Source organism: Lactococcus sp. S64 (assembly GCF_016516525.1).
In the GTDB taxonomy this organism is placed as follows: Bacteria; Bacillota; Bacilli; order Lactobacillales; family Streptococcaceae; genus Lactococcus; species Lactococcus lactis.
The window spans coordinates 49,009-67,329 of sequence record NZ_JACVUQ010000003.1 but is presented as its reverse complement, the minus strand read 5'-3'; the positions used below and the strand labels follow the sequence as shown (position 1 = coordinate 67,329).

Sequence of the window (18,321 nt, the reverse complement as noted above, 5' to 3'; positions counted from 1 at the left end):
TAAAAGGAGACAAAATCATGTCACTTATTCAAAACCCAATTCTTCCCGGCTTTAATGCAGACCCAAGCATTATTCGCGTAGAAGATACTTATTACATCGCGAACTCCACTTTTGAATGGTTCCCTGGTGTTCGTTTGCACGAATCAAAAGATTTAGAACATTGGAACCTACTTCCAAGTCCATTGTCAACAACCACTTTGTTGGATATGAGAGGAAACTCAGCTTCAGGTGGGATCTGGGCCCCTGATTTATCTTATGCTGATGGTAAATTTTGGCTTGTTTATACAGATGTTAAGGTTGTCAATGGTGCTTTCAAAGATATGACCAATTATTTAACAACAGCTACAGACATCAAAGGACCATGGACAGATCCAATCAAGCTCAATGGTCTTGGCTTTGACGCTTCACTTTTCCATGATAAAGACGGACGGAAATACTTAGTTCAACAAACATGGGATCATCGTGAATACAAGCATCCATTTGACGGAATCACATTGACTGAGTTTGATGTGACAACAATGAAACTACAACCTAAAACAGCTAAAACGATTTACAATGGTACAAATGTCAAATTGGTTGAAGGTCCACACCTCTACCAAATTAATGATTATTATTATCTTTTTGCGGCTCAAGGTGGAACAGTCTTTACGCACCAAGAAGTCGTGGCCCGCTCTAAAACATTGGATACTTTATCTTTTGAAACTGAACCCGGCGATCCATTTATCACAAACTTCGATACTCCTAATCATTATATTCAAAAACAAGGACACGGAGGTCTTGTATCTACACCCAAAGGTGAGTGGTATTATGCTTCCTTATGCGCTCGACCATGGAATCATAAAAATGAATCAAGCACAGACCCTCGTGGTTGGAGCTCTTTAGGTCGTGAAACTTCTATCCAAAAAGTGGAATGGGACGAAGAAGGTTGGCCACGTATTGTTGGTGGTCATGGTGGAACAACTTTTGTTGAAGGACCAAAAGATGCAATTCAAACTAATGCACCTGCTGACCACAGTCAAAAAGACGATTTTGCAAGTTCTACTTTGGATATTAACTGGAATACATTGCGTGTCCCATTTACTGAGAAAATGGGTTCAGTTGGGAATGGCAAGTTGACATTAATTGGTCAGGGCTCTTTGGCAAATAATTTTGATTTATCTTTGATTGCTAGACGTTGGCAAGCTTTCTATTTTGACGCAGAAGTCAAAGTAAAATTTGACCCATTTTCTTACCAACAAATGGCTGGATTAACCAACTATTACAATGACCGTCATTGGTCCTTCGCTTTTATCACATGGAATGAAATCAATGGAGCTGTCATTGAAGTTGCTGAAAATAACAGAGGAAACTATACTTCTTATTTAAAAGATAATGCCATTAAAATTCCTGACGGAACTGAATATGTTTGGTTCCGCACTAAAGTCCGTAAAGAATCATATTCTTATGAATATAGTTTTGACGGCAAAAAATTCATAGAAATTCCTGTAGTCTTAGATGCGGCTGTCCTTTCAGATGATTATGTTTTACAAACTTATGGCGGATTCTTCACTGGAGCATTTGTCGGGCTTGCTGCCGTTGATTATTCTGGATATGATAGAGTTGCAGAATTTTATAACTTTGACTATAAAGAATTAGGAGACAAGGTCTTACCAGACGGTTCTTATACTTGGAAAGCAAGTGAATCAAGATTTGATTAGTCTATAATCCCTTACCTACATATTTGTAGTAAGGGATTTTTAGTAAAGGAAAAAGTCGATGAGAATGTTAGATGAAGCAGAAAAATTACGTTTAGCAAAGCTATCTATTTTTGATAAAATAAATAAAGGTGATTGGTACCAATATAGCAAAGAAGTAGAACTACAAAAAATAGTCAAAAATTCTAGTCAAAAAATTTCTGAAATTAATGATAAGGCAAAAGAAAATATTGATGAAGCAAGAAAACTCTTGGAGGATTTTCTTCCAAATTTACCTCAAAGTTCAGAAATATATTTTCCAATAACTGCTTTGGAATACCCCAATCGTTTTAAAGTCGGAGAAAATACTTTTATTAATAGTGGACTTCAGATTATTAGTGCGGGTAAGGTTAAGATTGGGAAAAACTGTTTTATTGGACCAAATTGTCAATTATTTACACCTAATCATCATGCCAAAGATGTGTTTTTAAGACGTGAAGGCTGGCAATATGATGGGCCAATAGTAATTGGTAATGATTGTTGGCTTGGCGGTTCAGTGATTCTTTTGCCTGGAGTTTCTTTAGGAGATGATGTTGTCGTTGGTGCTGGCTCTGTGGTGACCAAATCATTTCCTAGCCACTGCATAATTGCTGGAAATCCGGCACGCTTAATAAAAAATGAATAAACTAATTAAAACTGCTCTTACATAAGAGTAGTTTTTAGCTTTATTATGAGCAACATTTCCATTTTAAAATATCAAGGATTACAAGAAAGTAAGTGCGGAAAGCGGTATCATTTGTGGGTAGTAAAAAAGGCAAGAAGACTTGCAAATAAAAATTAAGGAGTTACTATTATGAGAAAACTTTCTCCCACTTTCATCTATTTTTTTGGTGCTTTAGGTGGCTTATTATTTGGATATGACACAGGCGTCATATCGGGAGCGCTACTTTTTATTGAAAAAGAGAGCTGGCAGGTGAGTTCTTGGGCTTGGATGGAAGGATGGATTACAGCGGCAGTTTTAATGGGAGCTGTAATTGGCGCGGTCGTAATTGGACCAATGAGTGACCGTTTTGGTCGGAAACGTCTGTTACTTTTGTCAGCGGTCATCTTTTTTGTTGGAGCTTTAGGTTCAGGGCTTTCAAATAGCGCTGAGTTACTAATTATTTCTCGGGTTATTCTCGGGATGGCTGTTGGGTCAGCTTCAGCTTTGGTGCCGACTTATTTATCAGAACTTTCACCCGCTAAAATTCGTGGTGGAGTTTCAACTATGTTTCAATTGATGATTATGACTGGGATTTTATTAGCCTATATCTCAAACTATGCTTTAAAAGGAGTTTCAGGAAATTGGCATTGGATGCTTGGTTTGGCCACTGTTCCAGCAGCCCTTCTTTTCATCGGTGGACTCTTTTTGCCAGAATCTCCAAGATTTCTTGTTCGTCATGATAATGAAGCAGGGGCCCGTGAAATATTAGGGATGATAAATGATGATCCAAACTCGATTGAAGCAGAAATTTCTGATATTCAATTGATGGCTAAGGAAGAAAAACAAGGTGGCTTACAAGAATTATTTGGTCAAATGTCACGTCCAGTTTTAATTATGGCAATTGGTCTGGCAATTTTTCAACAGGTTATGGGCTGTAATACAGTATTATACTTTGCACCATCAATTTTTGTTGCGGTAGGATTTGGGGCAAGCGCAGCTTTACTTGCTCATATTGGGATTGGTATTTTCAATGTTATTGTAACTTATATTGCTATGAGAGTAATGGATAAAGTTAATCGTCGGTGGATGCTCAATTTTGGTGCTTGGGGAATGGGAATTTCTCTTGTATTGATGTCAGTAGGGATGATTTTAGCAGAGAATGCTCATATTGGCTTTGGTAAATATTTAGCAGTTATTGCTTTAACGGTATATATTGCCTTCTTCTCAGCAACATGGGGACCAGTAATGTGGGTGATGATTGGTGAATCTTTCCCACTTAAAATCCGTGGCTTAGGAAATTCATTTGGTGCTGCTGTCAACTGGGCTGCTAACTGGGTGGTGTCATTAACATTCTTACCATTATTATCATTTTTTGGAACAGGTAAAATTTTCCTGATTTATGCGGCTTGTTGTTTCCTCTCAATTTGGTTTACTAGTAAAAAAGTTATTGAAACAAGAGGCAAAACACTCGAACAAATCGAAGCAGAATTACTGCATCGTGTGCATCATTTAGAAGAAGAGGGATAAAAGATTTAAAAGAACTCCTTGCATAAGAGGCGAGGAGTTCTTTTATATAACTTGGTATCAATCTTCAGTTTTTTAGTTTTTTTACAGAATTTCTACGAATTAATTTTGGCGGGTAAAGAATATCTTTCTCAAATTTCCCATTTTTTATGGTATTAACAATCCATTTTGCAGCGTCTATTCCCATTTTTTCTTTAGGATGGACAGTTGTTGTTAAACTAACTTCTCCCATTTGACTTAGAGTAGAGTCATCGTTTCCAACAATTGAAAAATCATCAGGAATTTTATAGCCAAGACTAGAAAGTTTTCCAATTAGCGTTTTAGCAATCTTATCATTGTAACAAACAATTCCACTGATGTCAGTAAATTCTTTTAAGTGAGAAATTATTTTGTCATAGATTGACACTTCGTTTTCAGTAGTATAAGTAATAATGGAATTTGAAGAAAGTTTAATTTCTTTTTCTTCGCATGCCTTTATAAAACCTTTCATGCGGTATTTACCTTGTAAGTCGTCAATTTTAGTTATTAATAAGAGGCGTTGGTGATTATTATCAATAAGTTCCTTTGTTGCTAAAAAGCCAGTTTCAACATCATCGACATGAATCGATGGAGTACTTAGTTCTTCATAAGTTGCATTAATCATAACAATTGGAATGTTATGTTCTCGTAAAGTGACATAGGTTGCCAGATTAGGATTATATTGATTACTTTTTGTCGGCTCAACGATTAATCCGTCTACACCAAATTCAATCATTCGATCCAAGCACTCTTTCTCTTGAAGATAATCATTATTAGTGCTCGAAAGAAGAAGAGAATAGCCATCAGCTTTCAGTTCTTTTTCAATTCCTCGGATAATTGTTGGGAAGATATAGTCAGAGATATAAGTTGTTATGACACCAATTGTTTTTTTAGGAGATGTTTCAATAGTTGAAGTTGGGGGTTCATTGACATAGGTTCCAGAACCTTTTTCTTTTCGGAGATATCCTTCACTTACTAATACCGATACCGCTTGTCTTACGGTATATCGACTTGCATGATATGCTTCTTGCAATTGCAACTCTGTTGGAATGACTCCGCCAACGGCATATTCAGTTGAAATAATTTTATCTCGAAGTGAGTCAGCGATTACTTGGTATTTTGGTTTCATGGAAAGATCTCCTTTCTTACTTATTTTTAGTGATATTTAAAGATTTTAACTTACTTTAAACATTTACTATTATACTATATTATATCATAGGTACGGACAAAAAAGTAGATTAATAAAAGCCTCGCTTTATACGAGACTTTGGTTAATCTAGCTAGGATTTTTGGCTAGATTTTCAGAGGAGTGATCACTTAAATTATCAATAAATTTAGGCTTTTCTAAGAAAAGCAGAGCAAAAATTTAGATGATTAAGACAACCTTTCCCATTATAAGATAAGTCGTTTGGAAGCCGAGAGAATCATACATAGCTCTTGGGCCCAATATATTGGATTTTTCGTCAGCAGTTAGCATTCCCATACAATAGTTCTCAACAGTAGCACTTTACTGAGTAAGTCAAAAAAAGTTTTCCATTAAGTTGTAGTGAAGTTGCATCAAGTTCAAAAAATCTATTGGTGTTAAAATTTGGCCTTTTTTAACCCAATTATTTTCATTTTCCATGTAGGAATTTAATTTTTTATATGTTTTTCAATTTCTTCAAGTGTACGGCCACGGGTTTCAGGGACGAAGAATTGGACAAAGAGCACTCCTAATAGACAAATTACACCAAATATAGCAAAAACAGCTTCTTGGCTCATTGATGCGGTCATAATTGGAAATAGAAGTCCAACAAGGAAGGAACCAATCCAGTTAAAGGATGAGGCTAATCCAGAGGCACGTCCTCGAATAGCTAGAGGGAATACCTCACCTACAAGCACCCAAGTTAATGGAGCCCAGGTACATGAATAAAGGGCGACGTAAATACACAAAAAGAAAACAATCATCATAGGACTCGAATTGGGTATGATGAAATTGATGATGGCTGGAAGAATAAAGGAGAGCCCCATGATACTTCCACCCAATCGGAGGAGAGTACGTCTATCAAAGCGATCAGCAATTACCAAGAAGAAAAGTGCACCAATCACGAGGATAATTCCTTGAATAATCGGCCACATCAATGCTTCACTAGCAGAGTGTCCCGTTGCTTTTTCTACAATAAGTGGAATGTAGTAGAAAATTGCATTTGCCCCTTGAAATTGTTGAAAGGCAGCAACACCTAGGCCAGCTACTACTAAATACCTATAGCGACTTTTGAAGAGGGTTCCCCAGCTGGTAGAAGACAATGCAGCTGATTCTTGTTTAGCTGTATCTTGGATTGATTTTATTTCGTTTTCAATTTCGTCAGGTTTACGTATGAAGCTAAGAACTTGTTTAGCTTCATTTATTTTTCCAGATTTAATGAGGAATCGAGGTGACTCTGGCAAAGCTAATACCCCAAAGAAAAGAATTAATGCTGGGATTGCAGCAGCACCAAGCATAATACGCCAAGCAATATCCGTGGATAAATTTTTTAGAAAATAATCGGCGATATAAGATAAAAGCATACCAGAAACGATCATCACTTGATTAATACCTGACAGCCGTCCTCTAATATTAGCGGGTGACATTTCAGACATATATGATGGTACAAGGGCAGAAGCGGCTCCCACTGCTAGTCCCAATAAAATTCGGACAACGATTAAATAATATTGACCATTATGAGGGGAGATGGAAGAAAGTAACGAACCTAGCATAAAGATTAGTGAGGAAATCAGAATCATTTTACGTCGACCCAGACGATCAGACAAAAGTCCAGCTGCTGCACCACCAAAGATCGCGCCAAACATTACTGATGAAGTGATCCACCCTATAATTGTTGCATTGTTGGTTAAGCCCCAACTAGTTTGTAAAAAAGGGAGGGCTCCAGTCATAACTCCTATATCGTAACCGAATAGTATTCCGCCAAATGCCCCAAAAAAGTAGATAAAAGAAGCAGAAATTTTTTTATTAGTTTTCATGCTATTGAAAATCTCCTTATAAAATTATGTAATTATGTAAGCGCTGCGTTCTAAGCGTTTTCATTATATCTTTTATGTACGGACAAGTCAAGCGATTTTTAAAAAAATTTTTATTTTTTTCTTGACATGTCCGTACATAAGTGATAGTATTTGTTCTGTAAGCGCTACGAATTAGCGAATAATTAAGAAAAAGGAGAAAAAATGGTCTCTTTAAGAGCGGGAGAAATGTTAGATATTGTTGATGTCCGCACAAATTTGGGGATTGAGTTTGGGTCCACGCGAATAAAAGCGGTATTAATTGATTCCAAATTTCAGACAATTGCATCTGGAAGCTATGAATGGGAAAACAAGTTAGTTGATGGTTACTGGACTTATTCGACAGAAGAAGTATGGAAAGGGCTGCGAAGGAGCTATAGAGAACTAGTAACGGAAGTCTATAAAAAATATGGACTAATACTTGAAAAGGTTGCTTCGATTGGATTTAGCGCAATGATGCACGGCTATATGGCCTTTGATAAAACTGATAAACTTCTAATCCCTTTTAGAACTTGGAGAAATTCAACGACATCAGAAGCCTCAAGAATGTTGACAGAACTTTTTGATTTTAATATTCCTGAACGATGGACTATTGCTCATTACTATCAAGCGATACTAAATCGAGAAAAGCATATCAATCAAGTTGAATATTTAACAACTTTAGCTGGCTATGTCCATTGGCAATTGACAGGGGAAAAAGTTTTGGGAATTGGTGATGCTTCTGGAATGTTCCCGATTGACAGTGCAACAAAAACATATAATAAAAAATTTATTAATCTTTTTGAAAAAGAGACTTCAACGAGTTTAGAAAATATTTTTCCGAAAGTTTTACGAGCAGGTGCAAAAGCAGGTGCATTAACAGAGCAAGGAGCATTTTTGATTGATCCTACCGGAGCTCTTAAAGCTGGAATTCCTCTTTGTCCGCCAGAAGGAGATGCAGGAACCGGGATGGTAGCGACAAATAGTATAGAAGTTCGCACGGGAAATGTTTCTGTTGGGACTTCAGCATTTGCGATGATTGTTCTTGAGAAGTCTCTTTCAAAGGTCTATCCTGAAATAGATATTGTGACCACTCCTGACGGAGAACTTGTTGGTATGGTTCATGCCAACAACTCTACTTCAGATATCAATGCCTGGATAAAGCTTTTTGAAGAATATACGACAAGTTTAGGAATTACTGTTAATCGTGAGAAAATATTTTCAATACTTTTTAATAAAGCTTTGAAAGCGGATAATGATCTAGGAGGGCTATTAAGTTATGGTTATTTTTCTGGTGAAAATATAACAAAGGTAAGTGCAGGACGTCCTTTATTTGTTCGATTACCCGATGGTAATTTTAACTTAGCGAATTTTATGAGAACGCATATTTATAGCGCTTTTGGCGCAATGCGTATTGGTATGGATCTTCTAAAGCAGGAAAAAATCGAAATCAGCGGTTTAGTAGGACATGGAGGAATTTTCAAAACTCCAGAAGTTGGGCAGCAGATTTTAGCTGCTGCACTGCAAAAGCCTATCACGGTTATGGAAACGGCAGGAGAAGGTGGTGCTTGGGGAATGGCTGTCTTGGGAGCATTCAGTTCGAGTGAAAATGATAATTTAAATAAATTCTTAAAAGAAAAAGTTTTTGCAGCTGTTAAAAGTATTACAATAAATCCTAATCCTGAAGACGAAAAAAGTTATAACTTGTTCATTAAACGTTATCGTGAAGGGCTTGATCTGGAGCGTCAAGCTGCTGAAAAAATAAATTAAATAGTAAGGAAAAAAATGTTAGAAGACTTAAAAGAAAAGGTATTAAAAGCAAATCTTGAACTTCCTGAACATCATCTTGTTGAATTTACTTGGGGAAATGCGAGTGCTTTTGATAAGGAAACAGGCTATTTTGTCATTAAGCCAAGTGGGATAGATTATGGGAGCTTAAAAGCATCTGACATGGTAGTGGTTGATTTGGAAGGAAAAGTTATTGAAGGAGAATTAAACCCATCGTCAGATACTCCAACGCACGCCGTACTCTACAAAAAATATCCGGAATTAGGTGGTATTGTGCATACACATTCGAATTGGGCAACTGCATGGGCAGAGTCAGGTGTAGATGTTTCGGCTATGGGTACAACTCATGCGGATACCTTCTACGGTCCGGTTCCTTGTACTCGCTACTTGACAAAGGAGGAAATTGATAAAGGATACGAGTATGAAACTGGTAAACTTATTATTGAAACTTTTGAAGAAAGAGGGATTGATATCTTAGATATACCAGCTGTTTTACTCCATGGCCATGGTCCCTTTACATGGGGGGGGAATGTTGAAGCTGCTGTATATAATGCAGTAGTTTTAGAAAATGTTTGTAAGATGAATATTTTTGCTCGTCAAATTAACAGTTATGCAGCGGATTTACCTCAAAGAATTTTAGATAAGCATTACTTACGTAAACATGGTAAAGATGCTTATTATGGACAAAAAAATAAATAATATGAAGAAAGTTGGTAGAAAAATGTTAGAAAATACTCAAAAAGAATTTTGGTTTGTTATAGGGTCTCAATTTTTATATGGTCCAGAAGCTTTGGCGACTGTTGAAAAAAATGCTCGAAAAGTAGTTGACGAAATGAATAATTCTGGTAGCCTCCCTTATCCAATTATTTTTAAAATAGTTGCAACAACTGCTGAAAATATTACTCAAATTATGAAGGAAGCAAATTATCAGGATGAAGTTGCGGGCGTGATTACATGGATGCACACCTTTTCTCCAGCCAAAAACTGGATTCGTGGGACACAACTTTTAAATAAACCCTTACTACACTTAGCTACTCAATTTTTGAACCATATTCCTTACAAAACGATTGATTTTGATTATATGAATGTGAATCAATCAGCTCATGGTGACCGAGAATATGCTTTTATCAATGCACGTTTGAAAAAAAATAATAAGATTATATTTGGCCATTGGGAAGATGATGAAATTAGACAACAAATCGCTAAATGGATGAATGTTGCGGTGGCTTACAATGAATCCTATAAAATAAAAATCGTTACATTTGCTGATAAAATGCGAGATGTCGCTGTTACGGACGGAGATAAAGTTGAAGCGCAAATTAAATTTGGCTGGACGGTTGATTATTGGGGAGTAGGTGATTTAGTAGAATATGTTAATGCTGTAGCAGAGAGTGATATTAATCAGCTTTATAAAGATTTACAAAGTAAATATGATTATATTGAAGGAAACAATAGTCCGGAAAAATTCGAAAAAAATGTTAAATATCAATTACGTGAATATTTAGGAATTAAGAAATTTATGGACGATAAAGACTATAGTGCCTTTACTACTAACTTTGAAGACTTGGTAGGCTTAGAACAATTACCTGGACTTGCAGCACAATTACTTTTGGCTGATGGTTATGGATTCGCTGGAGAAGGAGATTGGAAAACAGCAGCACTTGTCCGTCTGTTCAAAATTATGGCGCATAATAAAGAAACAGTCTTTATGGAAGATTATACTTTGGATTTGCGTCAAGGACACGAAGCAATTCTTGGGTCACACATGCTTGAAGTTGATCCTTCAATAGCATCAGACAAGCCACGAGTTGAGGTTCATCCGTTAGATATTGGTGGTAAGTCAGATCCAGCACGCTTAGTATTCACAGGTATGATTGGTGAAGCTGTTGATATTACTATGGCAGATTATGGAAATGAATTTAAGTTAATTTCTTATGAGGTTACTGGAAATAAACCAGAAGAAGAAACTCCGTTCTTACCAGTTGCTAAGCAGCTCTGGACGCCTAAACAAGGATTAAAAGTTGGGGCTGAACAATGGTTAAAAGCAGGAGGGGGACATCATACTGTTTTATCTTTTGTGGTTGATTCAGAACAAATTGGTGATTTGTGTGCAATGTTTGGACTAACTTATATTAATCTTGGATGAAAAATTTGAGAGAGAATTCTCTCTCTTTTCGTATTCGCTAATTTCAATAAACAAAAATATATAGCAATGTTTCCTAGTGGATATATGAACAAATTATTAGAATATCAAGCATAATTGACCTATAATAAAAGAAAATCAGGAGGAAAAAATGACAGAATATAATTCAGAAGCTTATTTGAAAAAGCTTGATAAATGGTGGCGAGCAGCAACTTATCTTGGAGCAGGAATGATCTTCTTGAAAGAAAATCCTTTGTTCTCTGTGACAGGTACTCCAATTAAAGCGGAAAACCTTAAAGCCAATCCTATTGGGCACTGGGGGACGGTTTCAGGACAAACTTTCCTCTATGCTCATGCTAATCGTCTAATCAATAAATATAATCAAAAGATGTTTTACATGGGTGGCCCCGGACATGGTGGACAAGCTATGGTTGTTCCTTCTTATCTTGATGGCTCATATACAGAAGCTTATCCAGAGATTACTCAAGATTTGGAAGGCATGTCACGTTTGTTTAAACGTTTCTCATTTCCTGGAGGAATAGGGTCACATATGACAGCACAAACCCCTGGTTCACTTCATGAAGGAGGTGAGTTGGGTTATGTGCTATCACATGCAACAGGGGCTATTCTTGACCAACCTGAACAAATTGCTTTTGCTGTTGTTGGGGATGGAGAAGCTGAAACTGGACCGTTGATGACAAGTTGGCACTCTATTAAATTCATTAATCCTAAGAATGACGGGGCAATTTTACCAATTCTTGATTTAAATGGTTTTAAAATTTCAAATCCTACTTTGTTCGCTCGAACTTCAGATGTTGATATTCGTAAATTCTTTGAAGGACTGGGTTACTCACCTCGTTATATTGAAAATGATGATATTCATGATTACATGGCTTATCATAAATTAGCAGCTGAAGTTTTTGATAAAGCGATTGAAGACATTCATCAAATTCAGAAAGATGCGCGTGAAGATAATCGTTATCAAAATGGAGAGATTCCAGCTTGGCCAATTGTTATCGCACGTTTACCAAAAGGTTGGGGTGGTCCACGTTATAATGATTGGTCAGGTCCTAAATTTGACGGTAAGGGAATGCCGATTGAACATAGTTTCCGTGCGCATCAAGTTCCACTTCCGTTATCTTCTAAAAATATGGGAACTTTACCAGAATTTGTAAAATGGATGACTTCTTACCAACCAGAAACTTTATTTAATGCTGATGGAAGTTTGAAAGAAGAGTTGCGTGATTTTGCACCAAAAGGTGAGATGCGAATGGCTTCAAACCCTGTAACAAATGGGGGAGTTGATTCTTCTAATTTGGTTTTACCAGATTGGCAAGAATTTGCAAATCCAATTTCTGAAAATAATCGAGGAAAATTACTCCCTGATACAAATGACAATATGGATATGAATGTTTTGTCAAAATATTTTGCTGAAATAGTCAAACTTAATCCTACGCGTTTCCGTTTGTTTGGTCCTGATGAAACCATGTCTAATCGTTTTTGGGAAATGTTTAAGGTGACGAATCGTCAATGGATGCAAGTCATAAAAAATCCAAATGATGAATTTATCTCACCTGAGGGTCGCATTATTGATTCTCAATTATCAGAACACCAGGCAGAAGGTTGGCTTGAAGGTTATACTTTAACTGGACGTACAGGAGTATTTGCAAGTTATGAATCATTCTTGCGAGTCGTGGATTCAATGTTAACTCAACATTTCAAATGGATTCGTCAAGCAGCAGACCAAAAATGGCGCCATGATTATCCTTCGCTTAATGTTATTTCGACTTCAACTGTTTTCCAACAAGACCATAACGGTTATACTCACCAAGATCCTGGAATGTTGACTCATTTGGCAGAAAAGAAATCTGATTTTATCAGACAATACCTGCCAGCTGATGGAAATACTTTGCTAGCCGTATTTGACCGTGCTTTTCAAGATAGAAGTAAAATTAATCATATTGTAGCCTCTAAACAACCTCGTCAACAATGGTTTACTAAAGAAGAAGCTGAAAAATTGGCGACTGACGGAATTGCAACAATTGATTGGGCTTCAACGGCTAAAGATGGAGAAGCAGTAGATTTAGTTTTTGCCTCAGCAGGAGCTGAGCCTACAATTGAAACACTAGCAGCTTTACATCTTGTAAACGAAGTTTTCCCACAGGCGAAATTCCGTTATGTGAATGTGCTTGAACTGGGTCGGTTGCAAAAGAAAAAAGGCGCTCTAAACCAAGAACGTGAACTCTCAGATGAAGAATTTGAAAAATACTTTGGCCCTTCAGGCACTCCAGTAATTTTTGGATTCCATGGGTATGAAGATTTAATCGAATCCATTTTCTATCAAAGAGGACACGATGGTTTGATTGTTCATGGTTACCGTGAAGATGGTGACATCACGACGACTTATGATATGCGGGTTTACTCTGAGCTTGACCGTTTCCACCAAGCGATTGATGCCATGCAAGTTCTTTATGTCAACCGAAAAGTTAATCAAGGTCTAGCGAAAGCTTTCATTGACCGAATGGAACGGACACTAGTTAAACACTTTGAAGTGACAAGAAATGAAGGAGTTGATATTCCTGAGTTTACTGAATGGGTTTGGTCTGATTTAAAGAAATAGGCTTAAATTTATAAAATAAAAAAAACACGCTGATTTTAATCAATCAAGCGTGTTTTTTTTACTGACAGAATGATTAGGTCTGGTCTGTCAGTAATGAATTTTCTGTCAGTGAATAAGGAAGTTGTTCGTTCGTATATTTAAGTGGATTTGGTACGATTCCTAAATCAAATTTTAGGGTTCCGCCTTTTATCAATTCTTCGTGCTTGATAAAAGTATCATTGACTTTTTTGTCAGTAAATATGATTTGGTTGACGAAAACTTGTTGCGGAGCATTTGGTTCTGCAAGAATAATAAGTTGCTGACCAGAGGAAAGGTTGATTCTAGCTTTGTCCCAAAGTGGAATTCCTAATACATATTGATTAGAAGCAGCTGTGACTGGATAGAATCCTAAACTTGAAAAAATATACCAAGCTGCCATTGTTCCATTATCTTCGTCACCAGGATAGCCCTTCGGACTATCATTAAATGTTTCTGTCAGTAAATTTTTGATTAAAGGCGTAGCCATCCAAGGTTTGCCAATGTAGCTAAAAAGGTATGGGTAATGGAAACTTGGTTGATTTGAGATAGCCACTTGTCCAAATTCGATAGCAGCCATTTCACTCATTTCGTGAATTTCAAAACCGTATCCTTCAACATTGAAATTTGGTCGTTGGTTGCAAAGCTCGATGAGTTTGTTTTCAAAATTTTCTCTTGAGCCATGTAGTTTAATCAATCCAGCAAAATCATGAAGAACTGACCAAGAAGTTTGCCAAGCAGAACCTTCTGCATAATCACGACCCCAACGAATATCTAAAAAGTCAGGTCTGAAATTTCCGTCAGCATCTTTTGCTCGCATAAAACCAGTTTCAGAATCAAAAATATTTTGATAGTTTTTTGCTTGATGGGCATAGAAGTCTGAAATTTCTTTGTCACCGGTTTGTTTCGCCACTTGAGAAATACAGTAATCAGAAAATGCGTAATCTAAAGTGTGATTAACTGATTCATGGTGAGTGAGCGGAACATAACCAAGTTTTAGATAATCTTTTGTGCCACGACGGCCGTAATTAGAGTTTTCAGATTGACTTGTGGCTCCTTTTTTCATTGCTTCCAAAAACTCGGGCATCAAATCAGGACGAATGTTTTTGATTGCAGCATCAGCAATGACAGCGTCTATCAAGGTACCGGGCATTAGACCACGTTCATCAGGAGAAAGCCATTTTGGAAGAAAACCAGTCGCACGATAAGAATTTAGGAAACCTTCGAGCATATCACCGTACTCGTCAACGGCTATTAGACTATAAAGCGGATAAACTGTTCGGAAAGTATCCCAGAAGCCATTGTTTGTATAGAGCGGGCCTTTCTTGACAGTTTTAGAGCTTGTATCGTAATGGATTTTTTGATGCTCTTGGTCAAATTCATAAAAAGTTTGTGGAAAGAGAAATGAGCGATAAAGATTGTGATAGAAAGTGGAAACTTCTTGTTGATTATGATGCTCAATTTCGATACGTGAAAAAAGGTTATTCCAAGCTGATTCAGCATTTTCCAAATATGTTTCTGCTGAATTATCTTGTTCACGCTCCAGATTAAGAGCGGCTTGTTCCTTGGAAATAAAAGAGGTAGCAAAATGTATTTGAACCTGCTTGGCTGCTTTGAAATCTAAGCGAACAGAAGAATCTTCATCAGATAAATTTCCACTTAAAACAAAAGGTTGGTCAGCAGTAAATTTGAGATAGAAAGTAAAATTTTCATCTTCACAACCCGCAAAATTAATAATTGAAAGCTCTAAGCTGTAATCGTCAAGTTGTTGAAGTTCATAAGAACCGGGGAGATGAAGCATCAAGCCATTATCTTTAAGGCTTAAATTTTGATAATTCATTGATAGAATTCCACCATACATTGATGGAATTAACTGAGATGTAATCTGATAACGTAATTGAGTAATTTTGAGTTGCGTTGGATTAAAAGTTGATTCTTCTGGACGGTATGAACTCACTGTGTGCCACAAGGAAGTTTCAGGCAAAGGACCTGCAACAGGCGTCATTGTCAAATGTGAGAAATCTCCCATCCAAGGACTGGGTTGGTGAGTGATTCGGTAGCCTTCAAAGGTACGGTCTTCTGGATGAAACCACCAAGCTCCACGAGCAGCACCGGTTGAAGGGGCAAAATAATTCATTCCCCAAGGAAAACCAGTGTAAGGAAGGCAATTTCCATGTGAAAAAGTGGATTGGTTAGCAGTACCATGACGGGTATCAATTTTGTTTATCTTCATTTCAACTCCTCAGTTGTTTTTCTTTTAATTAAATTGATTGGAACTTTGACATCTTTGGGGGTTTGACCACTTTTAATCCAGTCTAAAAGCAGTTCGCCAGCGATTCTTCCCATGCCAATAAAATCTTGAGCAATGGTTGTTAATGGCGGATTTGATAGGCTTGCTGCTTGAATATCATCAAAGCCAATAATTGATATATCATTTGGAACAGAAAAATGGTTATCTTGCAAAGTCTTCATAGTTTGAAGAGCGACTAAGTCATTTTCACAGATAAGTCCTGTGACTTTTTCATTATGAATAAGTTCCAAAACAGAACTTTCGGTATAAAGTGAGTCATCAAGAGTAGTGTGAAACTTGATTCCTTGTTCTTTTAGAACTTTGACATATCCTAAGTATCGATTTCTTGTTGTTTGGGGATGGTGGGTATCATTACTAGCCACAAAAGCAATTCGTTTATGCCCTAAATTTAAGAGCGCTTGAGCGGCTTGCTCACCACCATTAAAGTTATCTGAGGAAACACAAGGAAATCCGAGGTCGTAAATTTGTTTATCTAAAAGAACGACAGGAAAGTTTTGTAGTGAAAGTTCTAATAAGATATCTAGATAATCTTCTGTATACATTGGATAGTAAATTAATCCATCAAAATTTTCTTTAATATCATCCGATGTATTTTCTTTAAGGTAACTTGCGTAAGTGATAAATACGGTTGTGTTTTCAACTTTTAAAGCAGGAACCAAACCTTGTGTGAAATCTCCAAATGACATTCCTTCAAAAGGAATAATAAAGAGCACTCTTTTTAATAGTTTGGTATGGTTTTTATTTAATTCTTGAACAAAAGTTCCTTTTCCTCGTGTTCTACTGACAAGACCAAGCTGTTCTAATTCAGTAAGAGCTCTTTTTGCAGTAATGCGGCTAACTGAATAAGTCTCTGAGAGTTCTTTTTCAGTGGGAAGCTGGTCTCCTGATTTAAATGTTTTAGTGACAATTTTTTGCTTTAAATCATCGGAAATCTGCTGGTAGAGTGGTAAGCTCATAGAAGTATCCCTTTGTATTTTATTTGATATATCATATTTTACTCTTTTTTTATAAAAAAACAAGTCTTTTACAAGTGAAAATGATAAAAATAGGCTTTTTACCTCTATAAAATTCAGAAAAAATAAAAATAGATAACATAATTAATCTTATTTTAATAAAAAAGCGCTTGCAAAATATAAAAATTTATATTAAAATAACCTTAAATGATATATCAAATGAATTTTAAAAGGAGATGCAGTGAAAGCAAATATTCCAAAATCTGTTAAAAAGTTTATGAATGACATAACAATTCTTTGTGGAGAAGAACATAAAGAGTGGGCTGTAAACTTTAATCATTCTTTCTCAAACACACTTGAAACTACTTTAAGAGTGCATGATGACAGGACTACCTTTCTTTTAACAGGTGATATTCCAGCAATGTGGTTACGAGATTCAACAGCTCAAATGAGACCTTATTTGGTACTTGCACGTGAAGATGAAGAAATTCGTGATTTGATTGTTGGTTTAGTAAAAAAACAAATGATATATATTAATCTGGATCCTTATGCTAATGCTTTCAACGAAAGTGAAAACTTTGCTGGGCATCAGACAGACCATACCAACTTTAATGAACATAAAGGCTGGATTTGGGAAAGGAAGTATGAGATTGACTCCCTTTGTTATCCTATTCAACTCGCTTACTTAGTCTATAAAAACACAGGTTATACCAAACATTTTGATGAAGAATTTATCAAAGCAGTCAAAAACACCTTGAATGTTTTTAAAACAGAACAAAATCATGAGGATTCTCCCTACCATTTTGTTCGAGATACTGAGCGACATGAAGATACTTTAATAAGAGATGGAAAAGGAGCCAAGACAGCCTACACTGGAATGACTTGGTCAGGATTTAGACCAAGTGATGATGCTTGTGAGTATGGTTATTTGGTTCCGTCAAATATGTTTGCTGTTGTTATTTTGGATTATATCAAGGAAATTTTTACTGAGCTTCTATCTAATGAAGAAATTGCAAATGAAGCAAAGATTCTTAGAGATGAAATTCAAGAGGGACTTGAGAAATTTGCCAAAACTAAAAATCAACAAGGCGAAGAAGTTTGGGCTTATGATGTTGATGGACTTGGGAACAAAACTTTAATGGATGATAGCAATGTTCCCAATCTGATTGCAGCTCCATATTTGGGATTTTGTCAGGCTGAAGATGAAGTTTATTTGAAAACACGACAAACTTTATTGAGTAAAGAAAATCCTTATTACTATGAAGGAAAATATGCACGAGGAATTGGTTCTAGTCATACACCAGAAAATTATGTCTGGCCAATTGCTTTAGCGATGGAAGGAATGACTACAAATGATAAGAGCGAAAAAGAACGAATCTTAAATCATTTGGTCGAAACAGACGCTGGAACACATTTGATGCATGAAGGATTTGATGTCAATAATCCACAAAATTACACTAGAGAATGGTTTAGCTGGGCTAATATGATGTTTTGTGAGTTGGTCATGGATTATTTTGATATCCAAATTGAAAAATAAGTTAATGAGATTAGTTTTAGA

The 18,321-nt window shown here is 36.4% G+C and carries 12 protein-coding genes; 8 read left to right on the top strand and 4 right to left on the bottom strand.

Going from position 1 to position 18,321, the window contains the following annotated elements:
• Positions 1 to 17 precede the first annotated feature (17 nt).
• The 3 genes from IAE51_RS04295 (at position 18) to IAE51_RS04285 (ending at position 3,903) form a co-directional block, all read left to right on the top strand.
• The gene (locus tag IAE51_RS04295; protein ID WP_200094834.1) at positions 18 to 1,697 is read left to right on the top strand and encodes a glycoside hydrolase family 43 protein; all 1,680 of its coding nucleotides are present in this window, start codon (positions 18 to 20) and stop codon (positions 1,695 to 1,697) included.
• Between the two features lie 58 nt (positions 1,698 to 1,755).
• On the top strand, positions 1,756 to 2,358 hold the full coding sequence (locus IAE51_RS04290; RefSeq protein ID WP_200094832.1) for a sugar O-acetyltransferase: 603 nt from the start codon (positions 1,756 to 1,758) through the stop codon (positions 2,356 to 2,358).
• A gap of 168 nt (positions 2,359 to 2,526) precedes the next feature.
• A complete protein-coding gene (locus IAE51_RS04285; RefSeq protein ID WP_012898121.1) occupies positions 2,527 to 3,903 on the top strand; it encodes a sugar porter family MFS transporter in 1,377 nt (458 codons plus the stop codon).
• Between the two features lie 64 nt (positions 3,904 to 3,967).
• Here IAE51_RS04285 and IAE51_RS04280 read toward each other — a convergent pair whose 3' ends face one another.
• Positions 3,968 to 5,047: a GntR family transcriptional regulator gene (locus IAE51_RS04280; RefSeq protein ID WP_200094830.1), complete on the bottom strand. Its 1,080-nt coding sequence runs from the start codon at positions 5,045 to 5,047 to the stop codon at positions 3,968 to 3,970.
• Positions 5,048 to 5,550: 503 nt separating this feature from the next.
• Positions 5,551 to 6,918, bottom strand: coding sequence for a sugar porter family MFS transporter (locus tag IAE51_RS04275; RefSeq protein ID WP_200094828.1), 1,368 nt, complete (start codon positions 6,916 to 6,918; stop codon positions 5,551 to 5,553).
• Between the two features lie 201 nt (positions 6,919 to 7,119).
• Here IAE51_RS04275 and IAE51_RS04270 point away from each other — a divergent pair, with 201 nt between their 5' ends.
• From IAE51_RS04270 to IAE51_RS04255, 4 genes are all read left to right on the top strand, one after another.
• Positions 7,120 to 8,703 carry a xylulokinase gene (locus IAE51_RS04270; RefSeq protein WP_200094826.1) on the top strand — a complete coding sequence of 528 codons (1,584 nt, stop codon included), beginning with the start codon at positions 7,120 to 7,122 and terminating at the stop codon, positions 8,701 to 8,703.
• 15 nt (positions 8,704 to 8,718) lie between these two features.
• Positions 8,719 to 9,420 (top strand): L-ribulose-5-phosphate 4-epimerase, encoded by a 702-nt coding sequence (locus IAE51_RS04265; protein WP_200094824.1) that lies wholly within the window; start codon positions 8,719 to 8,721, stop codon positions 9,418 to 9,420.
• A 22-nt stretch (positions 9,421 to 9,442) separates the two neighbouring features.
• Entirely contained in the window at positions 9,443 to 10,867 is a 1,425-nt protein-coding gene (gene araA, locus IAE51_RS04260; RefSeq protein WP_200094940.1) for an L-arabinose isomerase, read from the top strand.
• Positions 10,868 to 11,015: 148 nt separating this feature from the next.
• The gene (locus tag IAE51_RS04255) at positions 11,016 to 13,484 is read left to right on the top strand and encodes a phosphoketolase (protein WP_058203006.1); all 2,469 of its coding nucleotides are present in this window, start codon (positions 11,016 to 11,018) and stop codon (positions 13,482 to 13,484) included.
• Between the two features lie 73 nt (positions 13,485 to 13,557).
• Here IAE51_RS04255 and IAE51_RS04250 read toward each other — a convergent pair whose 3' ends face one another.
• Positions 13,558 to 15,732 (bottom strand): GH92 family glycosyl hydrolase, encoded by a 2,175-nt coding sequence (locus IAE51_RS04250; RefSeq protein ID WP_200094822.1) that lies wholly within the window; start codon positions 15,730 to 15,732, stop codon positions 13,558 to 13,560.
• Positions 15,729 to 16,766, bottom strand: coding sequence for a LacI family DNA-binding transcriptional regulator (locus tag IAE51_RS04245; protein ID WP_200094820.1), 1,038 nt, complete (start codon positions 16,764 to 16,766; stop codon positions 15,729 to 15,731). Before IAE51_RS04245 ends, IAE51_RS04250 begins: the two co-directional genes overlap by 4 nt.
• Positions 16,767 to 17,040: 274 nt before the next feature.
• Here IAE51_RS04245 and IAE51_RS04240 point away from each other — a divergent pair, with 274 nt between their 5' ends.
• Positions 17,041 to 18,300, top strand: a complete 1,260-nt coding sequence (locus IAE51_RS04240) for a glycoside hydrolase family 125 protein (RefSeq protein ID WP_052053872.1) — start codon at positions 17,041 to 17,043, stop codon at positions 18,298 to 18,300.
• The last annotated feature ends 21 nt before the right edge of the window (positions 18,301 to 18,321 follow it).